This window comes from Kitasatospora sp. NPDC058162 (genome assembly GCF_042884005.1).
Taxonomy (GTDB): Bacteria; Actinomycetota; Actinomycetes; order Streptomycetales; family Streptomycetaceae; genus Kitasatospora.
The window spans coordinates 1-17029 of record NZ_JBHVUS010000004.1 but is presented as its reverse complement, the minus strand read 5'-3'; the positions used below and the strand labels follow the sequence as shown (position 1 = coordinate 17029).

The following is a 17029-nucleotide window of genomic DNA, read 5'->3' as shown; positions in this document are numbered from 1 at the left end:
GAAGCGGACGTCCCGGGTTCCGGAAGCCCTGGTCAACTGCCCTAGACTCGAAGGCGTGCCACGTGGTGACGGAAGACTCAACCACGATCTTCTTCCCGGTGAGAAAGGCCCCCAGGACGCTTGTGGCGTCTTCGGTGTCTGGGCTCCCGGCGAGGAGGTCGCCAAGCTCACGTTCTTCGGCCTTTACGCCCTGCAGCACCGCGGTCAGGAATCCGCGGGGATCGCAGTGAGCAACGGCTCCCAGATTCTCGTCTTCAAGGACATGGGACTCGTCTCCCAGGTCTTCGACGAGGCCTCCCTGGGGTCGTTGCACGGGCATATCGCCGTCGGACACGCCCGCTACTCGACCACCGGTTCCTCGGTCTGGGAGAACGCCCAGCCGACCTTCCGGGCGACCGTCCACGGTTCGCTGGCCCTCGGGCACAACGGAAACCTGGTGAACACCGCCGAACTGGCGGCCATGGTCGCCGAACTGCCCGGCGAGGAGCACGTCTCGCGCTCCGGCCGGACCGCCGCGACCAACGACACCGACCTGGTGACCGCCCTGCTGGCCGGCCACCCGGACCTCTCCATCGAGGAGACGGCCAAGGTCGTGCTGCCAGCGGTCAAGGGCGCCTTCTCGCTCGTCTTCATGGACGAGCACACCCTCTACGCCGCCCGTGACCCGCAGGGCATCCGCCCGCTGGTGCTCGGCCGGCTGGAGCGCGGCTGGGTGGTCGCCTCCGAGACGGCGGCGCTCGACATCTGCGGCGCCTCCTTCATCCGCGAGGTCGAGCCCGGCGAGCTCATCGCCATCGACGAGAACGGCATGCGCACCTCGCGCTTCGCCGAGGCCAAGCCCAAGGGCTGCGTCTTCGAGTACGTCTACCTGGCCCGCCCCGACACCTCCATCGCCGGCCGCAACGTGCACCTCTCCCGCGTGGAGATGGGCCGCCGGCTGGCCAAGGAGGCCCCGGTCGAGGCCGACCTGGTGATAGCGACGCCCGAGTCCGGCACCCCCGCCGCGATCGGCTACGCCGAGGCCAGCGGCATCCCGTACGGCTCCGGCCTGGTGAAGAACGCCTACGTGGGCCGCACCTTCATCCAGCCCAGCCAGACGATCCGCCAGCTCGGCATCCGGCTCAAGCTGAACCCGCTGCGCGAGGTCATCGCCGGCAAGCGCCTGGTGGTGGTGGACGACTCGATCGTCCGCGGCAACACCCAGCGCGCGCTGGTGAAGATGCTGCGCGAGGCGGGCGCCGCCGAGGTGCACATCCGGATCTCCTCGCCGCCGGTGAAGTGGCCCTGCTTCTTCGGCATCGACTTCGCCACCCGCGCGGAGCTGATCGCCAACGGCATGACCATCGAGGAGATCGGCCGCACGCTCGGCGCCGACTCGCTCTCGTACATCTCGATCGACGGCATGATCGAGGCCACCAAGCAGCCCAAGGACAAGCTCTGCCGGGCCTGCTTCGACGGCGAGTACCCGATGGAGCTGCCGGACCCGGCGCTGCTCGGCAAGCTCCTGCTGGAGGCCGAGATCAAGGGCGGCCAGCAGCAGCCGGCCGTCCGCGGCAAGCCGACCAGCGGCAGCGACCTGGACGGCGTCCAGTCGCTGCTCGGCGGGGCGGGCGCGGCCGACGCGCTGCGCCGCCCGTAGCGAATCCACGGTGGGGTCCCGCGAACCGGGGCCCCACCGCTGTTTCCGAACCCCCCACCTGACCCGAAAGGGCCGCACGCAGTGACCAGCAACCAGAACGGCGCCACCTACGCCGCCGCCGGTGTCGACATCGAGGCGGGCGACCGCGCCGTCGAGCTCATGAAGCAGTGGGTGAAGAAGGCCAACCGCCCCGAGGTGGTCGGCGGTCTCGGCGGTTTCGCCGGCCTCTTCGACGTGTCCGCCCTCAAGAACTACGAGCGGCCGCTGCTGGCCTCGGCCACCGACGGCGTGGGGACCAAGGTGGCCATCGCGGCCGCCATGGACAAGCACGACACCATCGGCCACGACCTGGTCGGCATGGTCGTGGACGACCTCGTGGTGTGCGGCGCCGAGCCGCTGTTCATGACCGACTACATCTGCGTCGGCAAGGTCGTCCCGGAGCGGGTCGCCTCGATCGTCAAGGGCATCGCCGAGGGCTGCGCGCTGGCCGGCTGCGCCCTGGTGGGCGGCGAGACCGCCGAGCACCCGGGCCTGCTCGGCCCGGACGAGTACGACGTCGCGGGCGCCGGCACCGGCGTGGTCGAGGCCGACGCGCTGCTGGGCTCCGAGCGGGTCCGGGCCGGCGACGTGGTGATCGCGATGGCCGCCTCCGGCCTGCACTCCAACGGCTACTCGCTGGTCCGCCACGTGCTGCTGAACGAGGCCGGCTGGAAGCTGGACCGCAAGGTGGAGGAGTTCGGCCGCACCCTCGGCGAGGAGCTGCTCGAGCCGACCCGGATCTACTCGCTGGACTGCCTGGCGCTCACCCGCGCCACCGAGGTGCACGCCTTCTCGCACGTCACCGGCGGCGGCCTGGCGGCCAACCTGGCCCGGGTGATCCCGGACGGCCTGCACGCCCGCCTGGACCGCGGCACCTGGACCCCGCTGCCGGTCTTCCGGACCGTCGCCGAGGTCGGCAAGGTGGCCACCCTGGAGATCGAGAAGACGCTCAACATGGGCGTCGGCATGGTCGCCGTCGTCCCGCCGCACTCGGTGGACGCGGTGCTGTCGATCCTGGAGGACCGCGGCGTCGAGGCCTGGCTGCTCGGTGACATCGTCGACCGCACCGACGAGCACGAGGCCGGCGCGACCCTGTACAACGCCTACGAGGGCTTCACCACGGGCTGACGGCCCGTCGCACGCGCCAAGGGCCCCTCCGGTGCACCGGAGGGGCCCTTACGCACGTCAGGGGCGTTCAGCCCGCGCCGGGCGATCCGCCCCGAGCTGCGACCGGAGGCGAGCGGGCGACCAACACAGGAACGCCGAAGACCGGTCCGGCGCCCAAGGGCGTCAGGACCGGTCCGGCGAAGCTGCGGTCTACGAGCGGCGGGAGGCCTGCGACGGCCCGGTGCCCGGCTCAGTGTCGTCCTCGTCGTCGAGGTCGGCGTAGCGGGCGGCGTACTCCGCGTACGGGTCGTCGTCCTCCACCTCCTCGATCGGCTCCGGCTCGATCGGAGCGGTGGACGGCGATGCGCCCAGCTCGTTGGACAGACGGTTAGCATCGAACCCGCCGCTGTTGTACTTCAGCTCGCGGGCGACCTTCGTCTGCTTGGCCTTGGCCCGGCCGCGCCCCATGGGTCGACCCCCTCAACGATGGGGCTCACGGCCCCGAGTCTGACACGTGTTCATGATCAGGACCGGCCTGCCCGAATGGGAGGACCGTCCCTTGGAGCATTAACGGTACCTGTTTCCGCCGCTGGACGGTACGTCGTGGTTGTGACGTGGCGCGCACCGACCGCACCCGAGACCAGGTCTTCCCTGGTCAGGGGAGGTTTTGCGGCGTTTTGCACGCTGTACAGAGGTGTCTCGGGTCCGTCGTTCCAGGACTGATTATCCCCCCTAGGGGGGCGTTGGATCACCCGATCGGACGCAGAAGTGAGAATCCGGTTCCACATCGTGATGCGCGGGGGGCCGAAGGTGACGGCCCCCCGCGCGTCCGGCGCCCGGGAGGGGTCCGGCGGGGGTCCGGATCAGCCGCGGCGGGAGCCCGGCAGCAGGACCGTGCGCAGCGCGCTGATCTCGCGCATCCGCTTCTCGGCCAGGCGGTCGGCGGCGACGGCCGGCGGGATGCCGTCGGAGGCGGCCCGGGTGAAGATCTCCAGGGTGGTGTCGAAGATCTTGGTGGCCTTGTTCTTGGCCCGCTCGAAGTTGAAGCCGTCGATCTCGTCGGCGACCTGGATCACGCCGCCGGAGTTCACCAGGTAGTCGGGGGCGTAGAGGATGCCGCGGTCGGCCAGGTCCTTCTCGACGCCCGGGTGGGACAGCTGGTTGTTGGCCGCGCCGCAGACGATCGAGGTGCCGGACTCGCCGAGCGCCCCGACCACGTCGTCGGTCAGCGCGCCGCCGAGGGCGCAGGGGGCGTAGACGTCCAGCTTGGCCTGGAGCAGGGCGGTGGTGTCGGCGACCACCTCCACCTCCGGGTGAGCGGCGCGCACCCGGTTGACGGCGGCCTCGAAGGGGTCGGTGACGACGACGGTGGCGCCGTCCGCGACCAGGTGGCCGACCAGGTAGTGGCCGACCTTGCCGACGCCCGCGACGCCGACCCGCTTGCCGCGCAGGGTCGGCTGGCCCCAGCGGGCCTGGGCGCTGGCGCGCATGCCCTGGAAGACGCCGAAGGCGGTCAGGATGGACGAGTCGCCGGCGCCGCCGTGCTCGGGCGAGCGGCCGGTCACGAACTCGGTCTCGCGCGCGATGACGTCCATGTCCTGGACGTAGGTGCCCACGTCGCAGGCGGTGATGTAGCGGCCGCGCAGCGACTCGACGAAGCGGCCGTAGGCCCGGAGCATCGCCTCGTTCTTGTCCTTGTTCGGGTCGCCGATGATGACGGCCTTGCCGCCGCCGAGGTCGAGCCCGGCCAGCGCGTTCTTGTAGGACATGCCGCGGGACAGGTTCAGCGCGTCCTCCAGGGCCGCCTCCTCGGAGGCGTACGGGAAGAAGCGGGTGCCGCCGAGGGCCGGGCCGAGCGCGGTGGAGTGGATGGCGATGATCGCCTTGAGCCCGGAGCTGCGGTCGTGGCAGAGGACGACCTGCTCGTGGCCGTCGCTGGCGCCGTCCTGCTCGGTGCGGAAGATCCTGCTGAGCACACCGGGTGCGGGGTGCGTGGCGGGGGTCTGTACGTCGGTCACTGTGGTGACTCCAGTATCGAGGGCCCGCTGCTGTGGTGCGGGCGTCTGGGGCGAAGAATAGTCGCGCGCGCGGGCCCGATCAGCCCTCTTGTCCGAGCTTGTGCCCATTGTCCGAGGGGTGAGACGGGAGGGGGGTTCCGGTGCGGGCGCGAACGGTTCGGGGTCGCGCCCTCCCGGGGCCGCGCGGCGCGTGCGACCATGCAGGACGTGACCGTCGTGCGTACCTCCGTACTGCCGCCCTACGCCGCCCACCTGCGCGTCTACGAGCCCTTGGCGGCCTTCCCGGAGCCCGAGCGGGCGCGCTGGCAGGCCTACGCGGCGGAGCACGGGCCGGACGCCGCGGCGGCGGAGCAGTCGGTCGCGGCGGCGGTGCTGGAGGAGCAGCGGGAGGCGCTCGCGGAGCTGGCCGCCCGCACGCCCCGGGCGCTGCCGGAGCAGGAGAGCGGGCGGGCGTACCTGCGGATCCTGGACGGCGTACTGTACGTGTGCCCGTGGGCGACCAGGCTGCGCAGTTGGCAGGCGCTGGAGGAGCTGCGGGCGGGGGCTCCGGTGGCGCTGCTGGACACCGCGGTGCCGCCGGTGACCCGGGCGGCCGCCGAGGCGGACCGGGAGCGCTGGCGGGCCGGGCACCCGGACGCCAGGCCGTGGATCCTCACCAGCCGGTGGGAGGTCCCGGTGCGCTGGTTCCTGCCGTTCGGGGACGAGGACCGGTGCTTCGTTCCGGGGGGAGCGGGCACGGAGGAGGGGGAAGGGGAGCGGGGGAGGCCGGCGGCGCTGTTCTACCTGGTGCCGATGGCCCAGGCACGGCGCCGGGTGGCGCGGGCCTACCGGGCGCTGCGCGAGGCGGTGCCGGAGGGGGAGCTGGTGCGGGGGGCGGAGCAGGTCGGGCGGTGGCTGGAGGAGTTCCACCCGCGCTCGCTGGTGGAGCTGGACTATGGGGGGCTGGTGCATCTGCTGGGGGCGGAGCGGTTGTTGGCGGACCGTTCGGCGGGGGAGCTGGAGGACGGGCTGCGCGCGCTGCGGGCGGGGGACACCGCCGAGGCGCTGCGGGCGTACGGGGAGCTGACGGGGCGGTGGCGGCGGGTGCTGGCGCTGCGGCACGCGAACTGACGTCCGACCGCCCGTGTATGACTGTAAGAGGTCTTTGGTCCACAACGGTGCCGACCAAGGTCCCGGTTCGGGTCAATAGCTGCCGAACGTGACACTACTCACCGTTGACGCGAACTTACCCCTATGTGCAAAAATGGGACAACCAGCCCAACTTCACGTGAGCGTGCCCACTTTTGGGTGGTTCTGGAGTCGATGCGCGCTTTGCGGGGAAACGGAGGGTCTGGTCCCCTCGTAACCGGACGTCACGGCCGTGTGACTGTCCGCTATGGGGTGGTCCATCGCCATCCGTCGGCCTTGAACCCGTGAGGGGTCAATTTTGGCGGTTTGGTCGATAGGGCTGGACGGATGGTGTAGTTGTAGACACCAGGACAAGCCGTTCGTCCTATAACCGACTCGGCCCGTCTATGCCATTTCGGGCATCGCGGGCCAAGGTGCAGAATTTGAAGGATAGAACCGCCCTGGTTCGGTTCTCCCGAGGAGGCCGCTCATGACCGCTCGTACCCCTGATGCTGAGCCGCTGCTGACGCCGGCAGAGGTTGCCACCATGTTCCGCGTGGACCCGAAGACGGTCACCCGCTGGGCCAAGGCGGGCAAGCTCACGTCGATCCGCACGCTCGGTGGTCACCGCCGCTACCGTGAGGCGGAGGTGCGCGCTCTGCTGGCGGGGATTCCCGCTCAGCGCACTGAGGCCTGATAGGCCAAAGGCTCTTTAAAGGGGCCGCTTACCGGACTCCGCCGGGTCCGGTAAGCGGCCCCTTTGTCGTACCCGGAGCCGGGCTTCCGGGGGGTCGGAATGCTGAACTCCGGATAACGATTTGGTGCGCGTGGTGCGGGGGGGATTTACAGTGAATAACAGTGCAATTTTACATATTAAATTAGTGGAGTGCGGAACGGGCCGTTTCGGGGAGGGTTCCCGGGGGGTGCGGGTGACGACCGTCACGCGGTCCACCACTTGTGGTCTAGACCTAGTCCGGGGTAAGGGTCGGACGACGAAAAAGCGAGAGGCCCGGAACCTTGACGATTCCGGGCCTCTCGCACTGCGGCGATCCTGACGGGACTTGAACCCGCGACCTCCACCTTGACAGGGTGGCGAGCTAACCAACTGCTCCACAGGACCAGAGTTTTCTGATCTCGTTCACTCGCTTGCCGCGCTGCGAACAAGACAGACTGTAGCCCATGCAGGGCCCCCAGGTCGAACTGGCTCCTGAGGGCCCCTCCGCGCACCCGCAGCTCAGGGGCGGCGCCGGGGTCACAGCGTGGCCCGGGCCGCCTCCATCGCCTTGGTGATCCGCTTCTCCGAGACCGGGCTCGGCGTGCCCAGCCCCTGGGCGAAGAAGCTGACCCGCAGCTCCTCGATCATCCAGCGGATCGCCCGCACCTCCGCCGAGGGCTGCTGCCCGGCCGGCACCGCCGCCAGCAGCTCCCCGTAGGCCTGCTGCACCTGCTGGACCTTCAGCAGCTGCTGGGCGTCCCGCTGCGGGTGGTTGGGCAGCGCCTCCAGCCGGCGGTCCACCGCCAGCAGGTAGCGCTTGAGGTCGGGCAGCCGCTGCCAGCCGGTGGCCGTCACGAAGCCCGGGTGCACCAGCGAGGCCAGGTGCAGCCGGACGTCGTTCACCGCGTTCAGCAGCACCGGGCTGCTCACCGACTTCAACCGGGTCGAGGCCTTGTGGAAGGCGATCAGCGCGGTGGCCGTCTTGAGCGTGGTGTCCGCGGACAGGTCGTACAGGTCCGTCCGCACCTTGTCGTGCAGCTTGGCGAAGGCCGCCTCGTCCCAGGCCGGGCCGCCGGCCAGGGTCATCAGCCGGTCGGTCGCGGCGGCGACCACGTCCTCGAACAGGGCGGCGATCGAGCCGTGCGGGCTGTGCGAGAGCGCCAGCTTGGCCTGGTTGCCCAGCCGGCCCTGGATCGACTTGGCCGGGGAGGTGGTGGTCAGCATCAGCAGCCGGCGGGTCCCCTCCCACATCGCCCGGGTCTGCGCCTGCGGGGTGTCGAACAGCTTCACGCCGACCGCGTCGCCCTCGTCCACCAGCGCCGGGTAGGCGCGCAGCGAGTGGCCGCGGGAGCGCTGCTCGAAGGTGCGCTGGAGCACCGGCAGCCCGGCCGGCCAGGCGGTCAGCCCGCTCTGCTCGATGCCCTGCCCGGAGGCCGCCGAGGAGAGCGTCTCCTTGAGCTTGGGCTTGAGCTTCAGCCGCAGCTCCTCCAGGTCCTTGGACTCGGCGAGCCGGCGCTTCCCGTCCACCACCCGGAAGGTGACCTTGAGGTGCTCCGGGACCCGTTCGTCGTCCCAGGCCTCCGGCGGCACCGTGACGGCCGTCAGGCGCTTGAGGGCGTGCTCCAGGGACGGCAGCAGCCCCTCGGCGGAGCCGAAGGTGTTTGCAGACTGGCGGTCCTTCACCGCGCGCAGCGCCGCCCGGGCGAAGTCCGGGGCCGGTACGAAGTTGCGCCGGATCGCCTTCGGCAGCGACTTGATGTACGCGGTGACCAGCTCCTCCCGCAGGCCGGGGATCTGCCAGTCGAAGCCCTCCGCGGTGACCTGGTTGAGCACCGGCAGCGGGATGTGGACGGTCACGCCGTCCGCGTCGCTGCCCGGCTCGAACTGGTAGGTCAGCTTGAAGCGCAGCTTGCCCTGCTGCCAGTGGTCCGGGTAGTCGGCCTCGGTGACGCCGTCCGCGGCGTCGTTGATCAGCATCGACTTCTCGAAGTTCAGCAGGTCCGGCTGCTCGTGCCGGGCCTTCTTCCACCAGGAGTCGAAGTGCCGGGTGGAGACGACCTCCTCGGGCAGCCGGGCGTCGTAGAAGTCGAACAGGGTCTGGTCGTCCACCAGGATGTCCCGGCGGCGGGCCCGGTTCTCCAGCTCCTCGACCTCGCCGAGCAGCTTGCGGTTCTCGGCGAAGAACTTGTGGTGGGTCTCCCAGTCGCCCTCGACCAGCGCGTTGCGGATGAACAGCTCGCGACAGAGCTCCGGGTCGATCCGGCCGTAGTTGATCTTGCGCTGGGCGACGATCGGCACCCCGTAGAGGGTCACCTTCTCGTACGCCAGCACCGCGCCGGACTTCTTCTCCCAGTGCGGCTCGCTGTAGCTGCGCTTGATCAGGTGCCCGGCCAGCGGCTCGACCCACTCGGGCTCGATCTTCGCGTTGATCCGGGCCCACAGCCGGGAGGTCTCCACCAGCTCGGCCGACATCAGCCAGCGCGGCGGCTTCTTGAACAGGCCGGAGCCCGGGAAGACCGCGAAGCGGGCGCCGCGCGCGCCGCCGTACTCGCGCTTCTCCACGTCGAACAGGCCGATATGGGAGAGCAGTCCGGCCAGCAGCGACTGGTGGATCCGGTCCGCGTCCGGCTCGGCGTCGGGGTGCGGCTCCTCGATCGTCACGCCCAACTGCTTCGCCACGGTGCGCAGCTGGGTGTAGACGTCCTGCCACTCCCGTATCCGCAGGTAGTTGAGGAACTCGGACTTGCACATCCGGCGGAACGCCGAGGAGGACAGCTCCTTCTGCTGCTCCCGGACGTAGCGCCACATCGCCAGGTAGGAGAGGAAGTCGGAGGTCTCCGAGTTGAACCGGCGGTGCCGTTCGTCGGCGGCCTGGCGCTTCTCGGCCGGGCGCTCGCGCGGGTCCTGGATGGACAGCGCGGCGGCGATCACCATGACGTCGCGCACGCAGCCGTTCTTGTCCGCCTCCAGCACCATGCGGGCCATCCGCGGGTCCACCGGGAGCTGGGCGAGCTTGCGGCCGAGCGCGGTCAGCCGCTTGCGCGGGTCCTTCTCCTCCGGGTCCAGCGCGCCCAGCTCGTGCAGCAGGTGGACGCCGTCCTTGATGTTGCGCGAGTCCGGCGGGTCCAGGAACGGGAAGGCGGCGATGTCGCCCAGGCCGGCCGCCGTCATCTGGAGGATCACCGAGGCCAGGTTGGTGCGCAGGATCTCGGCGTCGGTGAACTCCGGTCGGGAGAGGAAGTCCTCCTCCGAGTACAGCCGGATGCAGATGCCGTCCGAGGTACGGCCGCAGCGGCCCTTGCGCTGGTTGGCGCTGGCCTGGCTGATCGCCTCGATCGGCAGCCGCTGCACCTTGGTGCGGTGGCTGTAGCGGGAGATCCGGGCGTTGCCCGGGTCGATCACGTACTTGATGCCGGGGACGGTCAGCGAGGTCTCGGCCACGTTGGTGGCCAGCACGATCCGGCGGCTGTTGGAGCGCTGGAACACCCGGTGCTGCTCGGCCGAGCTGAGCCGGGCGTACAGCGGGAGGACCTCGGTGTTCCGCAGCTTCAGCTTGGTGAGGGCGTCGGCGGTGTCGCGGATCTCGCGCTCGCCGGAGAGGAAGACCAGGATGTCGCCCGGGCCTTCGTCCTGCAGCTCCTGGGCGGCCTCGCAGATCGCCTGCACCTGGTCGCGGTCGCGGTCCGCCTCGTCGGCCTCGTCCTCGCCGTCGTCCACGACGGGGCGGTAGCGGACCTCGACCGGGTAGGTGCGGCCGGAGACCTCGATGACCGGGGCGTCGCCGAAGTGCCGGGCGAAGCGGTCCGGGTCGATGGTCGCGGAGGTGATCACGACCTTGAGGTCGGGGCGGCGGGGGAGCAGCTGCTTGAGGTAGCCGAGCAGGAAGTCGATGTTGAGGCTGCGCTCGTGCGCCTCGTCGATGATCAGGGTGTCGTACTGGCGCAGATCGCGGTCGGTCTGGATCTCGGCCAGCAGGATGCCGTCCGTCATCAGCTTGACCAGGGTGTCCCGGCCGACCTGGTCGGTGAACCGGACCTTCCAGCCGACCGCCTCGCCGAGCGGGGTGTCCATCTCCTCGGCGACGCGCTCCGCGACCGTCCGGGCGGCGATCCGGCGCGGCTGGGTGTGGCCGACCAGACCGCGCACCCCGCGGCCCAGCTCCAGGCAGATCTTCGGGATCTGGGTGGTCTTGCCGGAACCGGTCTCACCGGCGACGATCACCACCTGGTGGTCCCGGATCGCCGCCAGGATGTCGTCCTTCTTCTGGCTGACCGGGAGCTCGGCGGGATACGTGATCTTCGGCACCGCGGCGCGGCGCTGCTCGACCAGCAGCGCGGCGCGGTCGATCTCGGCGGCGATCTCGGCGGCGATCTGCTGGCGGGCCTCCGGCTTGCGGACCCGGCGGGCCCCCTCCAGTCGGCGCCCGATCCGCACCTCGTCGCGCAGGGTCAGCTCGGGCAGGCGGGCGGCCAGCTCACCGATTCCGGGACCCTCGGCGGGGACGGGGGCGGACTGGACTGCGGGAGAACTCACTGCGGGCATCCCTCTAGGTTCGCAAGGAGGCACGGCGGAGCGCACCTCGGTTTTCGAGCCCCTCCAGTGTCACAGCCGCCGGTGCGGAATCGCGAACGCCGGGCGCCCCGGGCAACGGTCGGCGGGCGGGCGGGTGCGGCAAGCGGGTGCGGCACGTGTCGGGTGGGTTGGGTGGGCCGGGCAACGGTCGGCGGGGGTTTCGGACTCTGGAGGGCGAGGAGGTGCTCATGGGAGCCCACGAGACCGCTCGGGACGACGAGTTCCGGGCGTTCACCGGCAGTGCGTGGTCACGGCTGCTGCGGACGGCCTACCTGCTGGCGGGGGACCGGCACGGCGCGGAGGACCTGGTCCAGCAGGCCCTGGAACGGGCCTACGTCCACTGGAACAAGGTCCGGGGGGCGGACGACCCGAACGCCTACGTGCGCCGCATCCTGGTCAACGAGCACGCCCGGCGGTTCCGGCGCAGACCGGCGGAGTACCTGGTCGAGGCCTTCCCCGACCGGCCCGCCCCGGCCGGCCCCGACCCGGACGACCGGGCCGTGCTGCTCTCGGCGCTCGCCAAACTGCCGCCGCGCCAGCGCGAGGCCGTCGTCCTGCGGTACTGGGAGGACCTCAGCGAGTCCCAGACCGCGGCGGCGATGAACTGCTCCGTCGGCACGGTGAAGAGCCAGGCCGCCAGGGGACTGGCCAAACTGCGGGAGTCCTCCTCTCTCTACGGACTGACCAGCATCGGAGGTAGCAGCAGATGAGTACGGAGTCCATGCCCGGGGACGAGGACGTGGAGGCGGCCGAGGCCACCGTCTCCTGGGAGCTGGGCGAACTGGCCGAGAGCGTCGAGGCCGGACCGGTGCCGTACGACCGGCTGCTGGCCGGGGGGCGGCGGCGGCTGCGGCGGCGCCGACTGCTGACCGGCGCGGCGGTCGCGGGGCTGGTCGTGGCGGTCGGCGGGGCGGGGACGCTGCTCGGCGGGGCGGGGACGACCTTCGGCGGGTACGGGCGCACCGGTGACGCCTCGGTGGCGGCGGTCTCCTCGGCGCCGGTGGCGGTCGCTCCAGCGGGGGCGGGGGCTTCGGCTTCCCCGGCGGCTTCCGCGGCGATGGGGGTCACCCCGACGGCCACTCCGTCGGTCTCGCCCGTTCCGTCCGGGGCGGCCCGGGACCCGTTCACGCCGCTCCGGGTCAAGATCAACGAGGGCACGGTGAAGGGCCATGCCCTGGAGGCCTGGATCGCCCTGTGGCCGGCCGCCTCCACCGCGGAGGACGGCCTGACCCAGGACCGGCTGATCCAGCAGGAGCGCAGAACCGTCGACCCGCGCCTGCCGGAGCAGCCCATGGGGGGCGCCATCATGCCCTGGACCCCGCACACGGACCGGGCCGACGTCTACCTGGTCGTGGACGGCAAGCGGCAACCGGGCGACTTCGTGGACCCGGTCCCCGCCGCGGGCGGGACGGCGCAGGACGATGCGGGTGCCGTCATCGGCGGCGTGGTGCTCAACCGCGTCGTCGACACGGGGGGCAGTCCGCAGATGGTGGTCGTCAAGGTCCGGCCCGAAGTCGAGAGGGTCGTGGTCAGGTTGAGGACCGGCGGCTCGATCGAAGCGGAGCCGGTGGCGGTCGGCGACTCCCCGGTCCGCTGGTACGCCGTCATCCGCAGCCCGGGATCCACCAACAACACCGCTGTCTCCTACGCCGCCGACGGGTCGGTGCTGCGCACCCAGACCACCTGGTGGTGACCCGGCGCCCCGGCGTGCCCCGCACCGCCGCTGGGGCCGGATGGGTCAGGGGTGGAGTGCGGCCTCGTCGGCGTCGGGGAGCCAGTCGCGGGCCGGGTCGTACTCCAGCCACCGGCTGCGGGCTGCCTCGGCGGTGAACGCCCGTAGCAGGGAGTCCAGTTGGGCGTTCTGATCGGCGGTCCGGTCGGTGCGCCAGAGCAGTGACCAGGCGTACAGCGGGGTCGGGTCCGCGAGCGGGACGGTCCGTACGTCCGGGCGGGCGGGCAGCGGGCCGTCGGCCGGGACGAGGGAGAAGCAGCCCGGATCCGCGCCGACCTGGTCCAGGAAGTGCTCCAGGCCCAGATTGGTCGAACCGACCCGGTCGACGATGCCGAAGCGGGTGGCGAAGCGGGTCAGGAAGTCCAGGCGGTCCACCGCCGCCGGATAGCGCAGCACACTGCCGCGCAGCTCGGCCGGGCTCAGGACGTCGCGGCCGGCCAGCGGATGGTCCACGCTCAGCAGTGCGTCCACCGGCTCCAGGCGGACCAGCCGGTGCGTCAACCCGGCGTCGGTGCCGTCCGGCAGGGTGTGCACCCGGCCGAAGCCGGCATCCGACTCCCCGCGCAGCAGCGCCGCCGCCACCGAGGGCAGGTCCCGCCCCGGCACCGGCTCCACCTCCAGGCCCGGCGCCGCGTCCACCGCCTGCGCGAGGGTGCGCATCGGTGCGTACAGGTGGCCCCACACGTCGATCCGCAGTGGCCGTCCGGTCCCTCGTACGGCTGCCACGGCCTGCTCGGCCTGCGCCAGCAGGCGTCTGGCCGGCTCCAGGAAGCGGGCGCCTGCGGCGGTCAGGGTCACGCCGCGGGGGTCGCGGTCCAGGAGGCGCGCTTCGAGGGCGGTCTCCAGGCGGGCGACGCGCTTGGACAAGCCCTGCTGGGTGATGCCGAGTTGGGTGGCGGCGTGGCCGAAGTGCAGGGTTTCGGCGGTGGTGACAAAGGCTCGTACGTGTGCCAGATCCAGATCCACCTCGGCACCTTAGCTCGGGGGGTGGGGGCCGCTGCGCGGGGCTTTGGTGGGGGTGGGGGCTTTCGGGAGGGTGGGTGGGTCCGGGGGCGGTTCCGGGGGTGGGCGCTCCGGGGGCTGGATGATTTTCGGACCGCCGACTCTGTGGGTGGGGTGTTGAGACCGTTGGCGGTCTGAAAATCACCCGTCACGCCCCTCTCCGCACCCACCCCCTCCACCGCCCCCTCCCGCAGCGCGTCCCTCTCGCCTGGGTCGGGGAGGGGGTGGGGTGGTGGTTGGGGTGGGTGGGTTGGTGGGGCGACAACTGTTGGTTGTGGGTGGGGGTGGGTGGTTGTTGGACCGGGTGGGGGTGGGCGGGGTGGGGTGGGGGTCTGCCGAGTGAGGGAGTGCGGGGATGAAAGCGCTGGTGGCGACGGGGGACGCGGGGGAGCCGGTGCGGTTCGCGGAGGTGGAGCAGCCGCGGCCGGGGCCGGGGGAGGTGTTGGTGAAGGTGGAGGCGTTCTCGGTGAACCGGGGGGAGACCTTCCAGTTGGAGGCGCCGAAGCCGGGGTGGCGGCCGGGGAAGGATGTGGCGGGGTTGGTCGTGCAGGCTGCGGCTGACGGGTCGGGGCCTGCGGTGTGTCGGCGGGTGGTGGGGCATCCGCCGGCGGGTGGGTGGGCCGAGTACGTGTGTGTGCCGGCCGGGTCGTTGGCCGAGTTGCCGGACGGGTTGGATGCCGTACGGGCCGCGGCGCTGCCGTTGGCCGGGCTCACCGCGTTGCGGCTGCTGCGGACGGTGGGGGCGGTGGCCGGGCGGCGGGTGCTGATGACCGGGGCCTCGGGTGGGGTGGGGCACTACTTCACCGAGTTGGCTGCTGCGGCCGGGGCCGAGCTGACCGTGGTCACGGCTTCGCCGGAGCGGGGTCGGCGGCTGGCCGAGTTGGGGGCGGCCGAGGTGGTGCACGAGCTCGGGGAGGCGCGCGGGTCGTACGACCTGGTGCTGGAGTCCACGGGTGGGGTCGCCCTGCCGGCGGCGTTGGCCCGGTTGGCGCGGCGGGGCACTCTGGTGTGGTTCGGCCAGGCCTCGCGGACGCCCGTCACGCTGGACTTCTTCGACTTCTTCAAGGGCCCCGAGTCGGCCACCCTGCGGCACTTCCACTACGCCGATTCCGACGTCCCGTACGGCGAGGACCTGGCCACCCTGGTGCGGCTGGCGGCGGCCGGCCGGCTGACCCCGGAGATCGGCCGGGTCGCGCCCTGGGAGGAGACCGCCAATACCCTCACCGACCTGCGCGATCGCCGGATCCGCGGCAAGGCCGTCCTGACCCTCGCCTGATTGGAGAATCATCGTGTCCTTCATCGACACTCCCGGCCTGCTGCCCGCGTTCGTGGCGGAGGTGCGTCCCCGGGCCCACGGGGCCGGGCTGGATCTGTACGAGTACGACCGGGTGGCCGGCGGGCTGGCTTCTCTGGAGGAGTGGCCGGAGGCGTTCGGTGGGGTTGGGCGGCGGTATGTCGCGGAGGGGGAGCAGGCTGAGGTCGAGGGGCGGGCGGTTACTGCGGGTGCCGCCTACCGTTGTGCCGCGCGGTGGTTCCACGCGGGCTGCCTGATGCCGCATCCCGACCGGGCCGGCGCCGCGCGGCTCGCGGGCGAGGCGGACGAGGCGATGCGGCGGTCGTTGGCGCTGCTGGAGCCGGAGGCGCGGCGGGTCGAGGGTGAGGGCTTCGCGGGGTGGCTGCGCCGGCCGGGGGCGGCTGCGGCGCCGGTGGTGCTGGTGGTGCCGGGGATGGACTCCTCGAAGGAGGAGTTCCACGCCCTGGTCGAGGCGCTGTTGGCCCGGGGCGTCGCCGTGCTGGCGATGGACGGGCCGGGGCAGGGCGTGCTGGCGGCGACCAGCGCGCCGGAGCCGGACTACCACCGGGTGGTGGGCCGGGCCCTGGACGCGCTGGCGGACCTCGACGGCCTGGACCTCGACCGTACGGCCGTGATCGGTCTCAGCCTGGGCGGCTACTACGCGGCGAAGGCCGCCGCCCACGAGCCGCGGCTGCGCGCCGCCGCGACGGTCAGCGGCCCGTACCGGTTGGAGTGGGAGGCCCTGGTGCCGTTCGTCACCGAGACCTTGATCCAGCGCTGTGGGAGTGTGGCGGCGGCCCGCGACTTCGCCGACCGGCTGGACCTGACCGCGCTGGCCCCGACGATCACCCTCCCGCTGCTGGTGGTCGAGGGCGGCGAGGACCGCATCCCGGGCGTCGTCAATGCCACCGTCCTCGCCGAACACGCCCCGAACGCCGAGCTGTTGCTCGTCCCGCACGGCAACCACCTGCTCGGCACCGCCCTCCCCGACTGGCTCCCCACCACCGCCGACTGGCTCGCCACCCGCCTGGCCTGACGGCGGTCAGTAGGGGAGGAGGTCCCCGGTGGCCAGGTCGAAGCCGAACGGCTCCGGGATGTGCAGGGTCTCCCCGAACGCGATGTCCTCGCGGCGGTGGTACCTGGTGGCGTCGGGCCTGCTGAACAGGGTGACGGTCTTCTGCCGCGCGTCGATCAGGAGGTACAGGGGGATCCCCATCAGCGGGTAGTCGCGCAGCTTCGCCACCCAGTCGTTCTCCGGGTTGGAGGGGGAGGCCAGTTCGACCGCGATGGCGGCCAGTTCGGCCGGCACCCGGTTGGCGGTGGTGGCCAGGGCGTCGTCCGGAAGGTAGGTCAGGTCGGGGTTGCGGCTCTTGCCGACCTGGGGCGAGATCAGATCGGTGTTCTCGCTCGGCAGCAGGCCGGCCGGCGCGTGGGCGTCGAACTGCCGCCGGACCACCAGCAGATTGCGCTGGTGGATGCCGGACGGGCTCACCATCATGACGATGGTGTCGCCGGAGAGCTCGACCTTGAACCCGTCGGGCAGGCTCCTGCGGGCCTCCTCCAGGAGCTCGAAGTGTTCCGGGGTCATGAGCGCCAGGCCTCCTGAACCGAATTCGCAGGTATCGGACACCCAGGGTAGTCGGGCCGGGTGGTGTCGGCTGGCGGAAGCCCCGTGGCGTTCGCCGCGGGGCTTCCGGTTGTGGGGGTTCGGGATGCTCTTATGGATGTCAAGCAGCGGTGATGAGCTGCTCGGCGGTGGTGTTCGGTGTGGTGGGTGCGGTTAGGACCCGGTAGATCTCGCGGG

Annotated in this window: 13 protein-coding genes and 1 tRNA gene; 8 read left to right on the top strand and 6 right to left on the bottom strand. The window is 71.6% G+C overall.

Annotated elements, in window-relative coordinates; genetic code table 11:
- Nucleotides 1–55: 55 nt before the first annotated feature.
- The gene (gene purF / locus ACFVXG_RS09235; RefSeq protein ID WP_350510127.1) at nt 56–1639 is read left to right on the top strand and encodes an amidophosphoribosyltransferase; all 1584 of its coding nucleotides are present in this window, start codon (nt 56–58) and stop codon (nt 1637–1639) included.
- Between the two features lie 81 nt (nt 1640–1720).
- Complete coding sequence (purM, locus tag ACFVXG_RS09230) at nt 1721–2806, top strand: phosphoribosylformylglycinamidine cyclo-ligase (RefSeq protein WP_387925797.1); 1086 nt, start codon at nt 1721–1723, stop codon at nt 2804–2806.
- 189 nt (nt 2807–2995) lie between these two features.
- On the opposite strand, the gene ACFVXG_RS09225 is transcribed toward purM, so the two are convergent.
- The gene (locus ACFVXG_RS09225) at nt 2996–3253 is read right to left on the bottom strand and encodes a DUF3073 domain-containing protein (RefSeq protein ID WP_387925795.1); all 258 of its coding nucleotides are present in this window, start codon (nt 3251–3253) and stop codon (nt 2996–2998) included.
- A gap of 395 nt (nt 3254–3648) precedes the next feature.
- Nucleotides 3649–4803, bottom strand: a complete 1155-nt coding sequence (locus ACFVXG_RS09220) for a Glu/Leu/Phe/Val dehydrogenase dimerization domain-containing protein (protein ID WP_387925793.1) — start codon at nt 4801–4803, stop codon at nt 3649–3651.
- Nucleotides 4804–5001: 198 nt separating this feature from the next.
- Between ACFVXG_RS09220 and ACFVXG_RS09215 the strand changes: the two genes are divergently transcribed.
- Nucleotides 5002–5913 carry a hypothetical protein gene (locus ACFVXG_RS09215; protein WP_387925791.1) on the top strand — a complete coding sequence of 304 codons (912 nt, stop codon included), beginning with the start codon at nt 5002–5004 and terminating at the stop codon, nt 5911–5913.
- A 487-nt stretch (nt 5914–6400) separates the two neighbouring features.
- Nucleotides 6401–6607 carry a developmental transcriptional regulator BldC gene (gene bldC / locus ACFVXG_RS09210; protein WP_014137253.1) on the top strand — a complete coding sequence of 69 codons (207 nt, stop codon included), beginning with the start codon at nt 6401–6403 and terminating at the stop codon, nt 6605–6607.
- Nucleotides 6608–6956: 349 nt separating this feature from the next.
- On the opposite strand, the gene ACFVXG_RS09205 is transcribed toward bldC, so the two are convergent.
- Both ACFVXG_RS09205 and hrpA read right to left on the bottom strand, forming a co-directional pair.
- Nucleotides 6957–7030 (bottom strand) — tRNA-Asp (locus tag ACFVXG_RS09205).
- Nucleotides 7031–7162: 132 nt separating this feature from the next.
- Entirely contained in the window at nt 7163–11167 is a 4005-nt protein-coding gene (gene hrpA, locus ACFVXG_RS09200; RefSeq protein WP_387925789.1) for an ATP-dependent RNA helicase HrpA, read from the bottom strand.
- A 218-nt stretch (nt 11168–11385) separates the two neighbouring features.
- Between hrpA and ACFVXG_RS09195 the strand changes: the two genes are divergently transcribed.
- Together ACFVXG_RS09195 and ACFVXG_RS09190 are read left to right on the top strand one after the other, a co-directional pair.
- Nucleotides 11386–11907: a SigE family RNA polymerase sigma factor gene (locus ACFVXG_RS09195; RefSeq protein ID WP_387925787.1), complete on the top strand. Its 522-nt coding sequence runs from the start codon at nt 11386–11388 to the stop codon at nt 11905–11907.
- Entirely contained in the window at nt 11904–12890 is a 987-nt protein-coding gene (locus ACFVXG_RS09190; protein WP_387925785.1) for a hypothetical protein, read from the top strand. The genes ACFVXG_RS09195 and ACFVXG_RS09190 overlap by 4 nt, the downstream gene beginning before the upstream one ends.
- 45 nt (nt 12891–12935) lie before the next feature.
- On the opposite strand, the gene ACFVXG_RS09185 is transcribed toward ACFVXG_RS09190, so the two are convergent.
- A complete protein-coding gene (locus ACFVXG_RS09185; protein WP_387925784.1) occupies nt 12936–13895 on the bottom strand; it encodes a LysR family transcriptional regulator in 960 nt (319 codons plus the stop codon).
- A 391-nt stretch (nt 13896–14286) separates the two neighbouring features.
- Here ACFVXG_RS09185 and ACFVXG_RS09180 point away from each other — a divergent pair, with 391 nt between their 5' ends.
- Both ACFVXG_RS09180 and ACFVXG_RS09175 read left to right on the top strand, forming a co-directional pair.
- Complete coding sequence (locus ACFVXG_RS09180; RefSeq protein ID WP_387925782.1) at nt 14287–15207, top strand: zinc-binding dehydrogenase; 921 nt, start codon at nt 14287–14289, stop codon at nt 15205–15207.
- 13 nt (nt 15208–15220) lie between these two features.
- Nucleotides 15221–16261: an alpha/beta hydrolase family protein gene (locus tag ACFVXG_RS09175; protein WP_387925780.1), complete on the top strand. Its 1041-nt coding sequence runs from the start codon at nt 15221–15223 to the stop codon at nt 16259–16261.
- 6 nt (nt 16262–16267) lie between these two features.
- Here ACFVXG_RS09175 and ACFVXG_RS09170 read toward each other — a convergent pair whose 3' ends face one another.
- A complete protein-coding gene (locus ACFVXG_RS09170; protein ID WP_387925778.1) occupies nt 16268–16813 on the bottom strand; it encodes a Uma2 family endonuclease in 546 nt (181 codons plus the stop codon).
- Nucleotides 16814–17029 lie beyond the last annotated feature (216 nt).